The 16,092-nt window shown below is 61.8% G+C and carries 14 protein-coding genes; 7 read left to right on the top strand and 7 right to left on the bottom strand.

Features of this window, described 5'->3' with window-relative positions:
- Positions 1–40: 40 nt before the first annotated feature.
- Complete coding sequence (locus AB8841_RS15265) at positions 41–1,210, top strand: PHB depolymerase family esterase (protein WP_370436681.1); 1,170 nt, start codon at positions 41–43, stop codon at positions 1,208–1,210.
- 238 nt (positions 1,211–1,448) lie between these two features.
- Here AB8841_RS15265 and AB8841_RS15260 read toward each other — a convergent pair whose 3' ends face one another.
- Entirely contained in the window at positions 1,449–2,255 is an 807-nt protein-coding gene (locus tag AB8841_RS15260; protein ID WP_370436680.1) for a DUF1194 domain-containing protein, read from the bottom strand.
- A gap of 474 nt (positions 2,256–2,729) precedes the next feature.
- On the opposite strand from AB8841_RS15260, the gene AB8841_RS15255 reads away from it, so the two are divergent.
- Positions 2,730–2,969: a hypothetical protein gene (locus tag AB8841_RS15255; RefSeq protein WP_370436679.1), complete on the top strand. Its 240-nt coding sequence runs from the start codon at positions 2,730–2,732 to the stop codon at positions 2,967–2,969.
- A 149-nt stretch (positions 2,970–3,118) separates the two neighbouring features.
- Here AB8841_RS15255 and AB8841_RS15250 read toward each other — a convergent pair whose 3' ends face one another.
- Positions 3,119–3,736 carry a class I SAM-dependent methyltransferase gene (locus AB8841_RS15250; protein ID WP_370436678.1) on the bottom strand — a complete coding sequence of 206 codons (618 nt, stop codon included), beginning with the start codon at positions 3,734–3,736 and terminating at the stop codon, positions 3,119–3,121.
- 57 nt (positions 3,737–3,793) lie between these two features.
- Between AB8841_RS15250 and AB8841_RS15245 the strand changes: the two genes are divergently transcribed.
- From AB8841_RS15245 to AB8841_RS15225, 5 genes are all read left to right on the top strand, one after another.
- Positions 3,794–4,078, top strand: coding sequence for a hypothetical protein (locus AB8841_RS15245; RefSeq protein WP_370436677.1), 285 nt, complete (start codon positions 3,794–3,796; stop codon positions 4,076–4,078).
- 651 nt (positions 4,079–4,729) lie between these two features.
- Complete coding sequence (locus AB8841_RS15240) at positions 4,730–5,722, top strand: ABC transporter substrate-binding protein (RefSeq protein ID WP_370436676.1); 993 nt, start codon at positions 4,730–4,732, stop codon at positions 5,720–5,722.
- The gene (locus tag AB8841_RS15235; RefSeq protein WP_370436675.1) at positions 5,719–9,024 is read left to right on the top strand and encodes a PAS-domain containing protein; all 3,306 of its coding nucleotides are present in this window, start codon (positions 5,719–5,721) and stop codon (positions 9,022–9,024) included. Before AB8841_RS15240 ends, AB8841_RS15235 begins: the two co-directional genes overlap by 4 nt.
- Positions 9,024–9,389: a response regulator gene (locus AB8841_RS15230; RefSeq protein WP_370436674.1), complete on the top strand. Its 366-nt coding sequence runs from the start codon at positions 9,024–9,026 to the stop codon at positions 9,387–9,389. The genes AB8841_RS15235 and AB8841_RS15230 overlap by 1 nt, the downstream gene beginning before the upstream one ends.
- A gap of 6 nt (positions 9,390–9,395) precedes the next feature.
- Positions 9,396–10,514: an adenylate/guanylate cyclase domain-containing protein gene (locus AB8841_RS15225; protein ID WP_370436673.1), complete on the top strand. Its 1,119-nt coding sequence runs from the start codon at positions 9,396–9,398 to the stop codon at positions 10,512–10,514.
- On the opposite strand, the gene AB8841_RS15220 is transcribed toward AB8841_RS15225, so the two are convergent.
- From AB8841_RS15220 to AB8841_RS15200, 5 genes are read right to left on the bottom strand one after another with little or no spacing between them, the layout of a single operon-like run.
- Complete coding sequence (locus tag AB8841_RS15220) at positions 10,504–11,991, bottom strand: mannitol dehydrogenase family protein (RefSeq protein ID WP_370436672.1); 1,488 nt, start codon at positions 11,989–11,991, stop codon at positions 10,504–10,506. The genes AB8841_RS15225 and AB8841_RS15220 overlap by 11 nt on opposite strands.
- Before the next feature lie 7 nt (positions 11,992–11,998).
- Complete coding sequence (locus AB8841_RS15215) at positions 11,999–12,841, bottom strand: ABC transporter permease (RefSeq protein ID WP_370436671.1); 843 nt, start codon at positions 12,839–12,841, stop codon at positions 11,999–12,001.
- A 4-nt stretch (positions 12,842–12,845) separates the two neighbouring features.
- On the bottom strand, positions 12,846–13,754 hold the full coding sequence (locus AB8841_RS15210) for an ABC transporter permease (RefSeq protein ID WP_370439276.1): 909 nt from the start codon (positions 13,752–13,754) through the stop codon (positions 12,846–12,848).
- Complete coding sequence (locus AB8841_RS15205; protein WP_370436670.1) at positions 13,754–14,839, bottom strand: ABC transporter ATP-binding protein; 1,086 nt, start codon at positions 14,837–14,839, stop codon at positions 13,754–13,756. Before AB8841_RS15205 ends, AB8841_RS15210 begins: the two co-directional genes overlap by 1 nt.
- Positions 14,840–14,854: 15 nt before the next feature.
- A complete protein-coding gene (locus AB8841_RS15200) occupies positions 14,855–16,042 on the bottom strand; it encodes an ABC transporter substrate-binding protein (RefSeq protein WP_370436669.1) in 1,188 nt (395 codons plus the stop codon).
- Positions 16,043–16,092: the final 50 nt, after the last annotated feature.

The raw sequence follows: 16,092 nt of genomic DNA, 5'->3' as shown, positions 1-16,092 counted from the left end.
TGGCGTTATCCTTCGATCAGTGTCTTGAAGGACAAGCTCGATGCAGCGTCTGGGAAGCATGATCCGTCAGTTGGCCCGTTACCGCCACCAGTGGGACGGGTTGATGAAGGCCGCAGCAACGAGCGCAGCGTCGCTCGAGCCTTCATCCGGGGTGCTCAGCCGCCTCACCGAAGTGCAGAATTTCGGCACCAATCCGGGCAACCTGCGCATGTTCACCTATGCGCCACCGGAGCTCGCGCCTTCTCCGGCCCTCGTCGTGGTTCTGCACGGCTGCACTCAGAATGCGGCAGGCTACGATCACGGCTCCGGCTGGTCGGTCCTGGCCGAGCATTACGGCTTCGTCGTGCTCCTTCCCGAGCAGCAGGAGGCGAACAACCCCAAACGCTGCTTCAACTGGTTTCAGCCGGGAGATACCGAGCGTGAGCAGGGTGAGGTCGCCTCGATCCGCCAGATGGTCGAGCGCGCCGTTCACGACCACGGCGTCGATCGCGATCGCATTTTCGTGACGGGTCTCTCGGCCGGTGGCGCCATGACGGCCGCCATGCTGGCAACCTACCCGGAGGTCTTCGCGGGCGGAGCCATCATTGCCGGCCTGCCCTATCGATGCGCCGCGAGCGTCCCGGAAGCATTCGAATGCATGTTCCAGGGGCAGACGCGCCCCGCCGAGGAATGGGGCGACCTGGTGCGCCATGCATCGCCCCATCAGGGGCCCTGGCCGAAAGTGTCCGTCTGGCACGGCAGCGCCGATGCCACCGTGAAGCCGGTGAACGCTGACGAGATCATCAAGCAATGGACAGATGTCCATAGCCTGTCGGTCTCTCCGAGCCGGAACGAGACGGTGGACGGCTATCCGCGCCGCGTCTGGACGAATGCCGCCGGCGAGGATGTGATCGAGGAGTACATCATCGGTGGTATGGCCCACGGTACGCCGATCGCGACCGGCACCGCTGAGAACCAATATGGCGTTGCGGGTCCATTCCTTCTCGAAGCCGGTATCTCGTCGAGCTACCACATCGCGAAATTCTGGGGCCTCACGACGCATGCCGTCGCAAAGCGACAACCGCTGCCCGCCCAGGAATCCGGTGCCCGACAACGGACACCCGAACTGGCCAAGGGTGCACCTGAGCATGACAAGCCCGCCCCCTCGCCCGTTTCCGACGTTACCGGAGTGATTACGAAAGCCCTGAAGGCCGCGGGCCTCATGCGCTAGCGCATCCTGCGGACCCGGCGGGCCGCGCTAGCGCGTCGTGCGGAACAGTGGATCCGGTTTTTCGCAAGAACGATGCGCTCTTTCCAGGAAGGGAGCAGCGGATGTGGGTTCGATGTCACGTCCGATGCTCTCGAATGTCGAAGAGGCCTATTTTTTCGGGACAGATCCGATGCTGCTTCTCGCGAGCAGCACGCAGTTCCGAAATAGCCCCCAACGAACCGAACGACGCGAGTTAATCCTATGGATCTTTCTGTAGGCTGAGGTCATCGTCGGCCTTCTTCTCACCTGTGACGCAATTCATGCGTGATTGTGTCGGGATGACTTTTGGCTGCCGATCCTCGATTCCTGCGATCTCCCGCATGATCTTATTTCGAATGATCATGGCGAACTGCTCGGGGTCGTGGAGCGGGATCACGAAGGCGCCGACACCGCCGACGACACAATCCCGATAATAGACATCGAGGCCGTCCATCTCCGGACTGTTCTGGCTCCGGCGGAACATGATCGGCAGACCATTGATCACGATGCCCTCCGTAACCGCCTCGTCCCGCGCAAGGATGACCTTGCGTCCGTCATTGTTGGGACCGTCGCCGGAAATGTCGATCACGCGGCGCGCGGCGATCCTGCCGACATCGCCGAAAAGGGTACGGCTGAAATCGATGGCACCGGAAATCGATGTCATGCCGGCCTGCCGGATGGGTTTGCTGGTGAGGCTATCGGCGAAGGCTTTCGCTTTGTCCGGCCCGTCAATGACAGTCCAGGGCACGATCACCGTTTGATCCTTGGCGCCCGACCATTCGACATAGGTGACTGCGATCCGGCCTGCGGCGCCGTTCTGGATCGCATCGTGAACGAGAGAAGAGCGGAATGCTTCGGCAAAACCGACGCGCTGAAGACCCTGCTCTTCCGCCTCCATGGAAGAGGATATGTCAACGGCAAGCACGAGAGCCACGTCGAGTTGGGGTTCGGCAAGAGCCGGCGGTCCATCGAGGAAACCGCCTATGAGAACAAGGCACACAGCAGTGCACCAGAAACGACGAAGCATGACGACCTCCGCCCCAGCCCTCAGGTCATGTTCAAGACACGCTGCCCCTCTCAACGCCCTAGACTCGACTTTGATACGGCAGGGTGGCGAAAAGATGAGCGCTCTGCACGAGAAAAGAGGCCCCTGGAGCATCGGACCCAAAAGTGGAATCCATTTTTGGAAACGAATTCGATGCTCCCACGATAGAACAGCGCATCGTTGCGATGCGGACCCGAAGGGCCACGCCCGTGAAAACCGGGTCCACTTTTTGCTCGCGCGGCGCGCTGGGTTCGCACGATGCGCTAGCCGTGCAGAACCATTCTTTCAAGCGCGCTCGAACATGTTTGAGGGCCCGCCGCAGCCCAACGTCTCTTCGATCCGCGTCAGCGTAATAATATCCACTCTCCAGGCGGAGAGCAGACAGGGTGTGTTGGAGGGGGTAGATTGTTGGTCATGCCGTAGGGGCAAACACCACCAGCCAGAGGGATAAGAACAATGAAGCCGGACATGGATCTGATCGGAGCCCTCACCTCCTTCTCGGTCGGCACGCTCGACGGGCACGATGCGATGATGGTGATCGAGATGGCGGCCACACCGGAGGAATACGAGAGCGGCGTGCGCCGGCAGCTGCCGGTGGCGATGACGGCCGAGCATGCCCGCGAGCTCGGCGAGGCGCTGCTGCTCGCCGCCAGGGCCGCCCTCATGGGAGATGCCCCCTCATACGCCCTCAATTAAAAAATGAAGACGCACCGCCATCTTATGGCGGTGCGCCGCTTGGCGCGTCATGCGAAAAGGTGGACCCGGTTATTCGCAAGAACGATGCGCTCCTTCCAAGAAGGGAGCATCGGAGGGAATGGCCGCTTCAAGCAGCGCCGTCCCAATGATCAAGGCAAGGCGATACCGCGGCAATGAAAGCCGAGAACGCGCGGAGTGCCGCCGAGGTAATACTCCTCGATGTCACTGATCGAAAACCCCGTCCGCTGAAGAAGCTCCGCCACCGGGCGCGTGAGATTGCAACCTACCGCGAGTGAGCGCCAAATCGGGTTCAACCGGTGCTGCCAACGTGCCACATCTTCCTCCGGCGATAATCCATGCTCCAGGAAGAGCACTCTCCCATCGGGTTTGAGGACCCGCCGAACTTCTCCGAGCGCCCGCTCGGGATCATCGACAGAGCACAAGGTGTAGGTGATCACGGCCGTATCGACGGTACCGTCGCCCAGGGGCAGCTCTTCAGCGGGCGAACGCATGATCTCCAGAGGCACGCGGCTGCTTCGATGGCGAACCTCGCCGAGGTGAAGAAAGGCATCGTTGGGATCAACGCCGATAATTCTTGTCACATGAAGCGGGTTGTAGAATGGCAAATTCAGTCCCGGCCCCATCCCGATTTCGAGAACCACACCTCTTGCGAGAGGAATGATCCGCTCCCGTTCCGCCGTAATGTCATCCATGGCGCATAGACAGCTCACGATTTTCGGCCCGATATAGCGAGAATAGATGCTCATTATCGAGCTCCGTGAAGCGAGAGGCGGGCCAGCCTCCGGCGGCTCGGCGCGCGCCCGATGATCGCGTTCATCATCGTCATGGCGAAGGGCATGTTTTCGGCAGCCCCCCTGGCGGCGCCCGTAGGCCCGCCGGGATGCGGCACGTCAATGTCATTCAGCCAAGCAGCATTCCGCATTGTGGTGTGCCTCCCCGTGCATGGATGCTCCCTCCTTGGAAAGAGCGCATCGTTCTTGCGAAAAGCCGGATCCACTTTTCGCAACGATGCGCTCGATCGGTCGGAACCGAAGTCGACTATCGTCGATGTCGCTGATCCTCCCCCGACCATGGCTGGATTTCTGTGACTTCGATCACATGGCGATACCGATCGCCGTGCTTGACAAAGGGCTCCCTCGCGGCTCGGCGTCACGCCCCTGTGCTCCGTTCAGAGCCGGTATTGCCTTGCTGCTGCGACGCCGGATTGATCGCAGCCTTTGCGACGCTTGCCGCATGGACATGGTCCTGATCGGGCAATGTCTTCGCCGGCATCGTCGTGTGATCCAACTCACAGACGAATAGATCCCCTGCGATTAAACTCCATACCTCGCTTCGAACCGAAGACGCACGACGGCCCTATAAGGACGGAACCTGCGAGCTGGACGGCCCCGGTTGTCGCGACAACCGATGCGTGGCCGGTACGACATTTCATGACGGTGTCCCGCACTGGGAACTGACACTGTCACACCGCCGCTATTTGCGGGACCTGGAAACGTGGGCCACAGCTGCTGCAGGCGCTTTTGTCGACGGGTGAGCTTCAGATGGCAGAGAGCCGATCGATACATCGGAATTACCCCTAAAGGGGTGTGAGAGCGCAAAAGAGTTGGGAGCCGCGGTTATCGGCGCATAGTAAGGTCCGAAGAGTGAAACTCACAAGCAAGGCATAGGCCCGCGGCACAATGTGAGAAGGACATACGTCCGCCGAAGGCAATCGAACGTTCACGCGATCGGAATATGCCATGTTAAGATGTTTCGAACATGCACGGCCCTGGCTGCGGGATGTGGCACTGGCTTGCCTCCTTGCCTGTGCCATGATCGTCGCTCCGCTGACCCAAGCTGCACGCGCCCAAGAGACCCAGAAGAAAATCCTCCACGTAGATTCCTACCACGCCGGCAACGAATGGAACGACCGGATCGTGGCCGCCCTTCAGGAAACCCTGAGCGGAAAGGCGATCGAACTGCGCGTATTCCACATGGATACCAAGAGACGATCGTCGGAGAACGATATCCAAGCCTCTGCTCTCGATGCCTTGCGCATCATCGACGAATTCAGGCCGGATGTGGTCACGATCAATGACGACCCTGCCGCGAAATACCTCGTTATGCCTTATCTACGCGACACGGCTATTCCTGTGGTCTTTTGCGGCTTGAACTGGGATGCCGCCACCTACGGCCTGCCATATCGCAATACTACGGGCATGGTTGAGGTTTCCTCCATTCCGCAGATCGTCAGACTGATGCGCCAGCATGCGCGCGGCTCGAGGCTCGGATTCCTCGCCGAGGATACGCCTGTGAAGCGCAAGGAACTTGCCTATCACGAGCGCCTGTTCGGGATCACCTACGATAGGACCTACTTCGTACCATCCTATGCGGCCTGGAAGGCGGCATTCCTGCGCGCCCAGAAGGAAGTCGACATGCTCATGATCCTCGGCGTCGGAGCATTGCCGGACTGGAACCTTGCCGATGCGAGCCGCCTTGCCGAGGAGAGTAGCGAAATCCCAAGTGGAACGGACTTCGAATGGCTGACGGCCGTGAGCCTGATCGGAGTCGTCAAAAGCCCGCAGGAACAGGGGCGCTGGGCGGGGCATGCGGCGCTCCGCATCCTCGAGGGCGTCAAGCCTAGCGATATTCCCCTCTCATACAATCGCGAGGGCGAATTGTTCTTCAACCCCAAGATCGCGCATAAACTCGGCATCCGGGACATTCCGCCTCTCGCCAGGGCCGTTCCATGACAAGTCCGGCACAAGCGCAGCGCCCCAAGGTCACCAGTCCGAAGCGTTCGCTCACATTGCAGACGCTTCGCAAGATCGCAATCCGCATCAGCCTTGTCGTCGCGGCCGCTACCATCATGAGCTACTGGCACGTGAAGACCGGTTTCGAGCAACAGGCGACGGAGAATCTGGAACGCTACGTCGAACAGAGACGGGTCAGGGAAAGCGCAATTTTCGATCTCGCCAGCAGCAATGTCCGCACGTTCTCAGATAGCTACCTGCGCGAAATCAGCCAGATGGATCTCCAAGGGGCCGAGCTGCGCTTTGCCGCCCTTTTCGAGCAGCTCCCCGACGGAACAACGCGACTGACGGAGAATGTCTTCAAGACCTATGGCGTTACGGGTTTCATCGGCAAGAATGTAATGATCGAGCGAGATCTCAAGCGGCGGCTTGTGGTCGCTTTCGACCTGATCACGCAGTTCGGACCTGCCTGGAAGAGTCAGTTCGCCAATCTCTACGTGATGACTCCCGAAGGGGCAGTCCTCATGTACTGGCCGGACCAGCCCTGGGCTCTCCGCGCCGAGGATTGGGAGATTTCCGGCAAGCTGAATCTGCTCTTGGACAAGAAGGACGGCGTTCTCGTCGCCAATACCGGGTCGCCAGGCAGTTCGACCAAAGAGCGCTGGTCGGAACTCTACTTCGATTATGGGATCAACGACTGGCTCGTATCGGTGACGCGCCCCGCGCTCCTGGACAATCGCCCCGCCATCCAAATCGGGCAGGACATTCTCGTTCACGACCTGATCGGGCGTGCCATGAGCACGGATGTGGATGGAACCTATAACATCCTCTTTTCCGATGAAGGACGGATTATCGCGCATCCACGCTTCATGGACGCCATTCAGGCGCGCAGCGGTTCGCTGCCCATCTCGGAGACGGGCGATCCACGCCTGGAGGAGATCTACCGTCTGACGCTCGGGCGCTCACCTCAGCAGACGGTCATTCGCGACCAGGGCAACAACCAGGTGATCGCCGTCACGAAACTCAGCGGTCCGGCCTGGACCCTTGCCACGGTCTATCCGCTGGATCTTGCGGCCCAGAGTGCGTGGAAGACCGCGCGCCTCATCCTTCTCATGGGCGCATTGGCGCTGCTTCTCGAAATAGCCATCCTGAGCTCGACCCTCAGAAGCCAGATTGCGGTGCCCTTGCGCCTTCTGGTGCGCGCCACGAGTTCCGTGGCCAAGGGCGAGTTCAAAACTCACCTCAACATGAAACGCGATGACGAGATCGGCGAGCTGGCCGAGGCTTTCACGACGATGGCCCGTCAGATCGACGCGCGCGAGTCGGCGCTCAGCGAGCGCAGCGAGAGCCTGACCAAGCTGAACGAAGAGCTCGCGCGCGAGCTGAGCGAGCGCGAGCGTGCCGAGCGGGAACTCGCCCGCCATCGTGAGCTCAACGCCCTTCTCGACACCATCGACTACGGCATTCTTTTCTTGAGCCCCGACCTGAGGATCCGCCTCGCCAACCGTGCCTACAAGGCCATGTGGGCCGTATCGGAAACGCAGCTTGTCAAGGGCACTCCGATCCGTGACGTGATCGCGCATCACGGCAAGGCCATGGGCATCGAACCGGAATATGGGAATGCCTTCGTTGAACGCAGCATGGAAGACATCCGGCATTGCGACGAGACGCCGATCGAAATTCAGTCGCCGAACAATCATGTGCTTCGCTACCACTGCGTCGCCCTGCCCGATGGCGGGCGCATGCTCACCTATGTGGACATTACCGACCAGAAGCGGGCCCTCGACGCCGTCGCCCTCGCCGAGCAGCGGCAGCGGCGCCTTCTGGAACTGGCACCATTCCCCCTTGTGGTGACGCGGATGTCGGATGGGCGCATCCTCTATGCGAATGCCCGCACGGCCGAAGCGATCCGTCTCACGCAAGAGGAATTGCGGGGAACATCGGCACCGAACTATTACGCGAACCCCGTCGACCGGGATCGCATCCTGAATATCCTGTCACAGGAAGGTCGGGTCCAGGACATCGAAGTTCTTCTGCATCGTCACGACGGAACTCAGTTCTGGGCCTTGGTAAATGCCACCTTCGCCGATTACGAATCCTCGCCGGCCCTTCTCTTCGCTTTCAACGACATCACCGAGTTGAAGCAAAGAGAAGCGCAGCTCAAGCAGGCGAAGAAAGAAACCGAAGCGGCGCTGCGCGATCTCAACGCCGTTCTCGAAATCATTCAGTACGGCATTCTATTCCTCGATCCGGATTTTCATATCCGCCTGGCCAACCGCGCCTACCGCGAAATCTGGCAGATGCCCGAAGGGTTCTACGAGCGACCCCGCTCTCTCGAGGAGGATATGGAAGAGAGCCGTGAACTCGGCAGCTATGACGTCTCGGAGGAGGAGTGGGCCGCGTACAAGACACGGCGCGTCGAGGAGATCAGGAACGGCGTGACGGCCATGACCGAGATGCGGCTGAAGAGCGGCCAAGTGCTTCAGTACCGCATCATCTCCCTGCCCGACGGCGGGCGCATGCTCACCTATTTCGATATCACGGACCTGAAGCTGTTCGAGGATGTTTTGCGGCAGGCGAAGGAACAGGCAGAGGAAGCAAGCCAGGCCAAATCCCGGTTCCTGGCCAATGTGAGCCACGAGCTTCGCACTCCGCTCAATGCGGTCCTCGGCTATACCGAGCTCCTGATCGATGGTCTCTATGGCGATCTGCCGGAGAAGGCCCACGGGGTTCTCACCCGCGTGCAGGTGAACGGTCGTCACCTGCTCGCTCTCATCAACGACATCCTCGATCTGTCGAAGATCGAGGCAGGCGAACTCATGATTGCAACCGAGCCCTATTCCGTTTCGGATCTGGTCCATGCCGCCGTGACGACGGCGGAGCCGCTCGCGAAAGCCAAGGGCCTCTCGCTCCACGTTTCCATGCCCGAGGATCTCCCCTATGGCAGCGGCGATGAGCGCAGGCTGACCCAGGTGCTCGTCAACCTCGTCGGCAATGCCATCAAGTTCACGAATCAGGGCTCTGTCTCCGTCGCGGCCGAGGTGGAGAGCGGGCGGCTGAGAATCGTCGTTCAGGACACAGGCATCGGCATTTCTCCAAAGGATCAGAAACTCATCTTCGAGGCTTTCCAGCAGGGCTCGAATGCCGTGCACGGCGGTACGGGAACAGGCCTCGGGCTCGCCATTTCGAAACGCATCGTACAGATGCATGGCGGCACGATTCATGTCCGGTCGGTTGTGGGGCAAGGGTCGACCTTCACCATCGACCTCCCTCTGGACACCCGCGCCACGGAGGCCGCGTGATGGGCAAGCGGATCCTGATCGTTGAAGATACGGAGGACAACCGGCGCATCCTGCGCGATCTTCTGACCAATGCCGGATTCGACATCTGCGAGGCGCATGATGGACTGGCGGCCGTGACGGCTGCGGCAGAGTTCCGGCCCGACCTGATCCTGATGGATATTCAGCTTCCCCTTCTCGACGGATATGAAGCCATCCGGCACATCAAGGCGAACGGTACGATCGAGCCGCCCCCGATCATCGCAGTTACCTCCTATGCCCTCTCGGGAGACGAGGAAAAGGCCTGGGCCGCCGGGTGCGACGGCTACATCGCCAAACCCTTCAGCCCCCGTCAGATTCTCGCGAAGATTCGCGAACTCCTGGAATGATCCGTCATGCGCGAGCATCCCCTCATCCTGGTGGTCGATGACATCGAGGAGAATATCGAGATCGTCCGGGTGCGCCTGGAGGCGCAAGGCTATGACATCGCGACAGCGACCAGTGGCCATGCTGCTCTCGAGCAGGTTGAGAAGCTTTGCCCCGACCTGATCCTGCTCGACATCATGATGCCCGGAATGGATGGCATCGAAGTCACCAGACGCCTCAAGAGCGACGAGGCCTTTCGCGCAATTCCCATCATTCTCCTGACGGCCAAGTCGAGCATCAAGGATGTCGTCGCGGGTCTCGATGCCGGCGGCGACGATTATCTTACCAAGCCGTTCGAGCCTGCCACTCTCGTCGCCCGGGTCCGCTCTCTCCTGCGGATCAAGACGCTTTACGACACCGTCCAGGCGCAGGCGGCCGAGCTGGCTGTGCTGAACCGCAACCTGGAAGGGCGGGTCGAGCGGCAGGTACAGGAGCTCGATCGGCTGCGCGACCTCCGGCGCTTTCTGGCGCCCCAGCTCGCAGACATGATTGCCTCGAAGGGAGGCAATGCGGAAATTCTCGAGCATCATCGTCGGGAGATCGTCGTCCTCTTCTGCGATCTACGCGGTTTCACGAGTTTTGCCGAGCTCGCCGCGCCCGAGGAGGTGATGGCGCTGCTGAAAGCGTATCACTCCACCTTGGGGCCCTTGATCCATGAAGCCGAGGGAACGCTCGAGCGCTTCACCGGGGACGGCATGATGATCTTCTTCAACGATCCCGTCCCCTGCCCCGACCCTGCCGACCGGGCCGTACGGCTCGCCGTTGCCATGCGCGAGAGCACCCAGGCGCTGGCCCATGACTGGCGGCTCCGCGGCTATTCCATCGGCTTCGGGATCGGCATCGCCCAGGGCTATGCGACGCTCGGTCGGATCGGCTTCGAGGGCCGGTTCGATTACGCGGCGATCGGCACCGTGACGAATGTCGCGGCCCGCCTCTGCTCGGAAGCGCGCGACGGTCAGATCCTGGTGACGCAGCGCATTGCGAGCGAGGTGGAGGGTCTTGCCGACGCGGTTTCGCTCGGTGACTTTCCATTGAAGGGCTTAAGCCGCCCCGTCCCGATCTACAATATCGAGGGCCTCAAGGCCTGACAGCCTCGACCCACTCGGCGACGGTCCGCTTGGCGCCCTGAGCGTAGAGCCGTGCCAGTGCAGCGCCGACAGGTCCGGTAAAGCGCGGATCGCCGGGAAGATCGTCTCCGAAGATCTCCCGCATGGCCAACAAGCCGCTGGCCAATCGCTCAGGAGAGCCTCCAGCCCGGTCGGCCGTTTCGCGCAGGCGGGCGGCCATGGGGTCGCGCACGTCGATCACTCCGCCCCGCTCGTCGACGCCGGTCACATAGCGCATCCAGGCGGCAACGCCGAGTGCGAGCCGGTCGATGGGCGCATTCTCGCGCAACCGGTCCCGAACGGTGCCGAGCAGCCGCTGCGGCAGCTTCTGGGAGCCATCCATGGCGATCTGCCACGTCCGGTGCCGCAGCGCGGGATTCTTGAATCTCTCGATCAGGGCACGCCGATAAGCCGTGATGTCGGCATCGGCGGGCATATGGAGCGTCGGCGTGACCTCTTCGTTCATGAGGCCCGCGATCAGCCGCTCGAAGGCTCCGTCCGCCATCGTGTCCGCAACGGTTTCGTAACCGGCGAGGTAGCCGAGATAGGCAAGCGTCGAATGGCTTCCGTTGAGAAGCCGAAGCTTCATATGTTCATAGGGCTCCACATCGGCCACGAACTGGGCGCCCGATTTCTCCCAGGCCGGGCGGCCTTGAGGAAACCGGTCTTCGACGACCCATTGCGTGAAGGGCTCGGTCACCACGGGCCACGCGTCCGACAATCCCAGCGTCTCACTGATCCGCTGGCGATCCTCGTCGGTTGTCGCGGGAACGATCCGGTCGACCATGGTCGACGGACAGGATACCTCGTCCGCGACGAACCGTCCGAATGCGGGATCGAACAGCTCCGCAAAGCGCGTCAGGACGCGCTTCACCGTCCGGCCGTTGGAAGGAAGGTTGTCGCAGGTCAGAACCGTGAACGGCGCGATGCCCGCCATCCTTCTGCGGCGCAGAGCCTCGAGAATGAAGCCGGGAGCCGACCGGGGTTGATGGGGGTTCCGGAGATCGTGCACCACATCCGGGTGGGTCTCGTTCAGCGTTCCCGTTGCCGGATCATGGCAATAGCCCTTCTCGGTCACGGTCAGGGAGACGATCCGCGTCCTCGGATCGGCCATGACGCCCAGGAGATCGTCCACGGCCTGCGGTGCGACGATCACGCGCTGGATCGAGCCGATGACCCGGAGTGCTTCCCCCTCACCCGAACGAATGGAGAGAGTGTAGAGCCCGTTCTGCGGCTCCAGGGCATCGTAGGTGTCGGGACTGCGCAGGCTCGCCGCCACGATCCCCCAGTGCGGATCCTGGGCCAGGACGTCGTCCACATAGACGGCCTGATGAGCGCGATGGAACGCGCCGACGCCGAGATGCACGATCCCCGTCGTGACGGCGCGGCGGTCGTAACGTGGACGGACAACGGCATCTGGAAGATCGGCGAGCGTCGCTTCGCCCAGGCGTTTGGACATGGCATCCTCAATGGGCAGGCTGCTGCTTCGCCCGGGTGACGATCTGCGTGGGATTGACGAAGCGCAGCGCGATGATGAGCCACACCAGGGTGGTGGCCATGTAAACCACCGCCATGGCATCGATGGACTGCACCGCACGAACGCCCGCAGCGAAGACCGCATAGTAGAGCGCCACGACCAGTGTCTGGCTCGTCGGGCCCGCCACCAGGAAGGTCAGCTCGAACATCGCGATGGTTCGCACCAGGACCAGCAGCAGTGCCGCGAGAATGCCCGGAAGCAGAAGCGGCAGAAGCACGTGGATGAAGAGCTTGAAGGTATTCGCCCCGAACACGCGCGCCGCCGCCTCGATCTTCGGGTCGATCTGCTCGATGAAGGGAATCATGACGAGGATCACGAACGGAACCGTCGGCACGAGATTGGCCACGACAACGCCCCAGAACGTGCCCGCGAGTCCCGTCCGATAGAGAACGGTCGCCAAAGGAATGCCGAAGGTGATCGGCGGGATCAGAAGCGGCAGCAGGAAGAGCAGCACCAGAAGGCGCTTGCCGGCAAAATCGCGGCGCGCCAGAGCATAGGCCGCCGTCACGCCCAGCACGCCCGAGATCAGGACGACCAGTCCGACGACCTGGAACGTGACGATCAGCACGTCCCAAAGCTGGAACTCGTTCCAGGCCGATGAATACCAGCGCGTCGTCCAACCGAGCGGAAGCCAGGTGCCCAGCCAGCGGGTTGCGAAGGAGCTCGTCACCACCGTGGCGATCATGGCCAGAAGGTTGATGATGAAGAAACCGACCAGGCTCCAGACGGCCACGGCCCACAGCTTCGCGCCAAGCGTCGTGTCGCGGATCATTGCCTTATCCTTTCGCGCCGGAGGCCGGCCCACGGTAGAACAGCCCGCGAGACGCGAGCACCAACACGACGATGCCGAGCTGAACGAAGCCCATGATCATCGCGACCGCGGAGGCCATGGAGTAATCGTATTCCTCGAAAGCGGCCTGATAGGCGGCAATCGAGATGACACGGGTCGAGCCTGCGGGCTCGCCGAGCAGGACCGCTGAAGGGAAGACCGAGAAGGCCTGCACGAAGGACAGGCAGAACGTGATGGCGAATCCCGGCATCAGGAGCGGCAGATAGACATGAAGGAAGCGCTGCCACGCGCTCGCGCCGAGGGTCGCCGCCGCCTGTTCCAGGGCCGGATCGATGCCGGTCACGTAGGACAGGGTCAGCAGGAACGTGAACGGAAATCCCGTGATCACGAGAGAGGCGAAAACGCCCCAGTAATTGTGGACGAGCCTCAGGGGATGGTCGATGATCCCGAACGTCACGAGGGTGCGGTTGAACCAGCCCTGAGGGCCGAGATAATTCAGGAGCCCTTCGGCGACCAGCACCGTACCGAGGGTGATCGGCAGAACGAGGATCGTGGTCAGAAGGCGCTGGCGCCGCATGAGCCGTACGCGGAACGAAATCGGCACGGCCAACAGGAGGTTTACCAGCGTGACGGGAATGGACAGCCCGAGCGTGTTGGCGATCGTGTCATACAGGTAGGAATCGGAAAAGAAGCGCTGGTAATTGGCCAGCCAGCCGCCGTTCTTCGGCTCGAAGGAGAGAATGAACCCAAAGGCGAACGGATAGACGAAGAGCAGCAGGCTGAAGATGGCGGCAGGAACGACCAGCAGCGTGACGGCGTCGAACCCTTTGGCCGCCAGTCGCTGCCGCAGACTGGGGCCCTGTTCGGCGTGGGTTGTGGGAGCAAGAGCCTCCATCATTGTTTCCCCTTGATCGGCTCGGCGAAGACGAGAATGCGCTGATCGTCGGCCTGCAGGTGAACGGTCGATCCCAGCTCGACAGGTTGAGCCGAGCGGAAGACGAAGTCGAGGCCACCCTCCGAATGCGCCGTTCCCACGAATTCGCGTCCGCGATACTCGATCGTATCGACCTTAACTTTCAGCGCATTGCCGCCTGCCTCGCCGAGGACAAGGTCATCCGGGCGGATCGCCGCATAGGCCGTAGAGCCCACGGACAGATTTTCCCGGGCGACGCCGCTGATCCGCGCCCCCTCCACATCGAGGAGCGCCCTGCCGTTCTCGACCGAGACGACCTTGCCCTTGAGCTTGTTGCGAAATCCCATGAAATCCGCAACGTCGAGATGGGCGGGCGAATCGTAGAGCTCTTTTGGCGTTCCGACCTGGCGGACGACGCCGTCACGCAGGACCACGATCCGGTCCGCGAGCGACAACGCCTCGTCCTGATCATGGGTGACGTAGATGGTCGTCGCACCAAGCTCGTTGTGGATGCGCCGGATCTCAGCCCGCATCTCGAGACGCAGCTTGGCATCGAGATTCGACAGCGGTTCGTCCATGAGGACGAGCGGCGGCTCGATGACGATGGCGCGGGCGATGGCGACGCGCTGCTGCTGGCCGCCGGAGAGCTGGCCCGGCAGCTTGTTCTCCTGCCCCTGGAGACGGACGAGGCTGAGCGCCTCGTTGACCTTGCGGTCGATCTCCGCCTTCGGCGTTCCGCGCATCTTGAGGCCGAAGCCGATGTTCTGGCGGACGTTGAGATGGGGGAAGAGCGCATAGTTCTGGAAGACCATTCCGAACCCGCGCTCCTCCGGCCGCATCGTATCGATCCGATTCTTGTCGAGCCAGATTGCGCCGCCGGTCACAGGAAGAAGACCCGCGATGCAGTTCAACGTCGTGGACTTGCCGCAACCGGACGGTCCGAGCAGAGCGATGAACTCGCGCCGCTGAATCGTCAGGGAGACATCGCGAAGAGCGTTGAGCGCTCCGAACTCGCGACTGACCCGGTCGAGCCGGACTTCGTTGAACTGTGAAAGAGCTATCGTCATCGCGGGTCCTCAGATTTACTTACGCTTCGCTCCGCCGACCTGCTCGTCCCACATGCGGAACGCGACCACCATCTGCTCCGGCTGGAGCGGCAGTTCGATCGGGTTTTCGGCGATCCACTTCTCGTATTCGGGACGTCCGTATTCCTTGATCGCGGCCTGGCTTTCCGGGGGAGCCATGTCGAGGGTAACGTCCTTTACGGCGGGGCCGGGATAGAAATAGCCCTCATCGTAGGTGTAGGCCTGCTGCTCCTTCGTGAGGAGGAAGTTCATCAGATCGAGAAGAACGGCGGTCTTCTCGTTCGAGAGGCCCTTCGGGATGCACATGTAATGAGCGTCCGCGACCCAGTGGAAGCCTTTCAGCGCGGCGACCTTCGCCTCCTTCGGAACGACGCCGAGCACGCGCGGATTGATGTCCCAGCCGGTGGTCGAAACCGTCATGTCCCGCGAGCCTTCGCCCAGCTCCTTCATGACCGCGCCCGTTCCGGAGGGGTAATATTCGATGTTCTGGCCGAGCTCCTTGAGGTACGCCCAGGTCTTGTCCCAGCCCTTGGCGGGATCCTGCGGGTTGCTGTCTCCCAACAGATAAGGCAGGCCCATGAGGAAGGTGCGGCCAGGGCCGGAATTCGCCGGACGGGCATAGATCAGCCGGTTCGGGTTCTCCTTGGTCCAGGCCAGGAGTTCCTCGGCGGTCGTCGGAACTTTCTTCACGCGGTCGGGCATGTACTCCAGAATGGGGCCCGACGGATAATAGGTGACGACGACGCCCTGGCCCTTCGCCAGAGTCTGCATCTTGGCGGCAGGCGGAAGATAGATGTCGTCGAGCTTCGGCAGCGCGTTCGCGTGCTGCGGAATCAGTTCCACCCAGAGCTTCTGGTCGATGCCGGCCGACAAGGCGTCGGTGCCGGTGAGCACGAGATCGATATCGACGCGGCCTGCATCCTGCTGCGCCTTGATCTTGCCCGCGAGCTCCGGAGCCGGAGCCTTGGTGAAGGTGATGCGCGAAACCAGGTTCGGCTTCGCCTTGCGGTAGTTCTCGATGGCCTTCTGGGTCAGCGCCAGGTTACCGGCGACGTCGATGACGTTGAGCGCGACCGGCTCCTTGGGCAGCGCCAGCTGCGCGAAGCTCGGCCCGCCGAAGGCGGCGACGCCGGCGGCGCCAGCTACGCCCCCGACGAAGGTTCGTCTGGTGATCAGGTTCGTCATGTCTTCCTCCCGTTCTGTGCGACTGGCCTCTTTGCCGGCCACGTCAGTTC

It is taken from the genome of Microvirga sp. TS319, from assembly GCF_041276405.1.
In the GTDB taxonomy this organism is placed as follows: Bacteria; Pseudomonadota; Alphaproteobacteria; order Rhizobiales; family Beijerinckiaceae; genus Microvirga.
This window is presented reverse-complemented; position numbering and strand designations above follow the sequence as displayed.

What these genes read in the sequence shown, in the direction of transcription:
- AB8841_RS15265 (WP_370436681.1), top strand. Translation starts at nt 41, where the DNA reads ATGCAGCGTCTGGGAAGCATGATCCGTCAGTTGGCCCGTTACCGCCAC.
- AB8841_RS15240 (WP_370436676.1), top strand. Translation starts at nt 4,730, where the DNA reads ATGTTAAGATGTTTCGAACATGCACGGCCCTGGCTGCGGGATGTGGCA.
- AB8841_RS15255 (WP_370436679.1), top strand. Translation starts at nt 2,730, where the DNA reads ATGAAGCCGGACATGGATCTGATCGGAGCCCTCACCTCCTTCTCGGTC.
- AB8841_RS15260 (WP_370436680.1), bottom strand. Translation starts at nt 2,255, where the DNA reads ATGCTTCGTCGTTTCTGGTGCACTGCTGTGTGCCTTGTTCTCATAGGC.
- AB8841_RS15205 (WP_370436670.1), bottom strand. Translation starts at nt 14,839, where the DNA reads ATGACGATAGCTCTTTCACAGTTCAACGAAGTCCGGCTCGACCGGGTC.
- AB8841_RS15250 (WP_370436678.1), bottom strand. Translation starts at nt 3,736, where the DNA reads ATGAGCATCTATTCTCGCTATATCGGGCCGAAAATCGTGAGCTGTCTA.
- AB8841_RS15245 (WP_370436677.1), top strand. Translation starts at nt 3,794, where the DNA reads ATGATCGCGTTCATCATCGTCATGGCGAAGGGCATGTTTTCGGCAGCC.
- AB8841_RS15225 (WP_370436673.1), top strand. Translation starts at nt 9,396, where the DNA reads ATGCGCGAGCATCCCCTCATCCTGGTGGTCGATGACATCGAGGAGAAT.
- AB8841_RS15210 (WP_370439276.1), bottom strand. Translation starts at nt 13,754, where the DNA reads ATGGAGGCTCTTGCTCCCACAACCCACGCCGAACAGGGCCCCAGTCTG.
- AB8841_RS15230 (WP_370436674.1), top strand. Translation starts at nt 9,024, where the DNA reads ATGGGCAAGCGGATCCTGATCGTTGAAGATACGGAGGACAACCGGCGC.
- AB8841_RS15200 (WP_370436669.1), bottom strand. Translation starts at nt 16,042, where the DNA reads ATGACGAACCTGATCACCAGACGAACCTTCGTCGGGGGCGTAGCTGGC.
- AB8841_RS15215 (WP_370436671.1), bottom strand. Translation starts at nt 12,841, where the DNA reads ATGATCCGCGACACGACGCTTGGCGCGAAGCTGTGGGCCGTGGCCGTC.
- AB8841_RS15235 (WP_370436675.1), top strand. Translation starts at nt 5,719, where the DNA reads ATGACAAGTCCGGCACAAGCGCAGCGCCCCAAGGTCACCAGTCCGAAG.
- AB8841_RS15220 (WP_370436672.1), bottom strand. Translation starts at nt 11,991, where the DNA reads ATGTCCAAACGCCTGGGCGAAGCGACGCTCGCCGATCTTCCAGATGCC.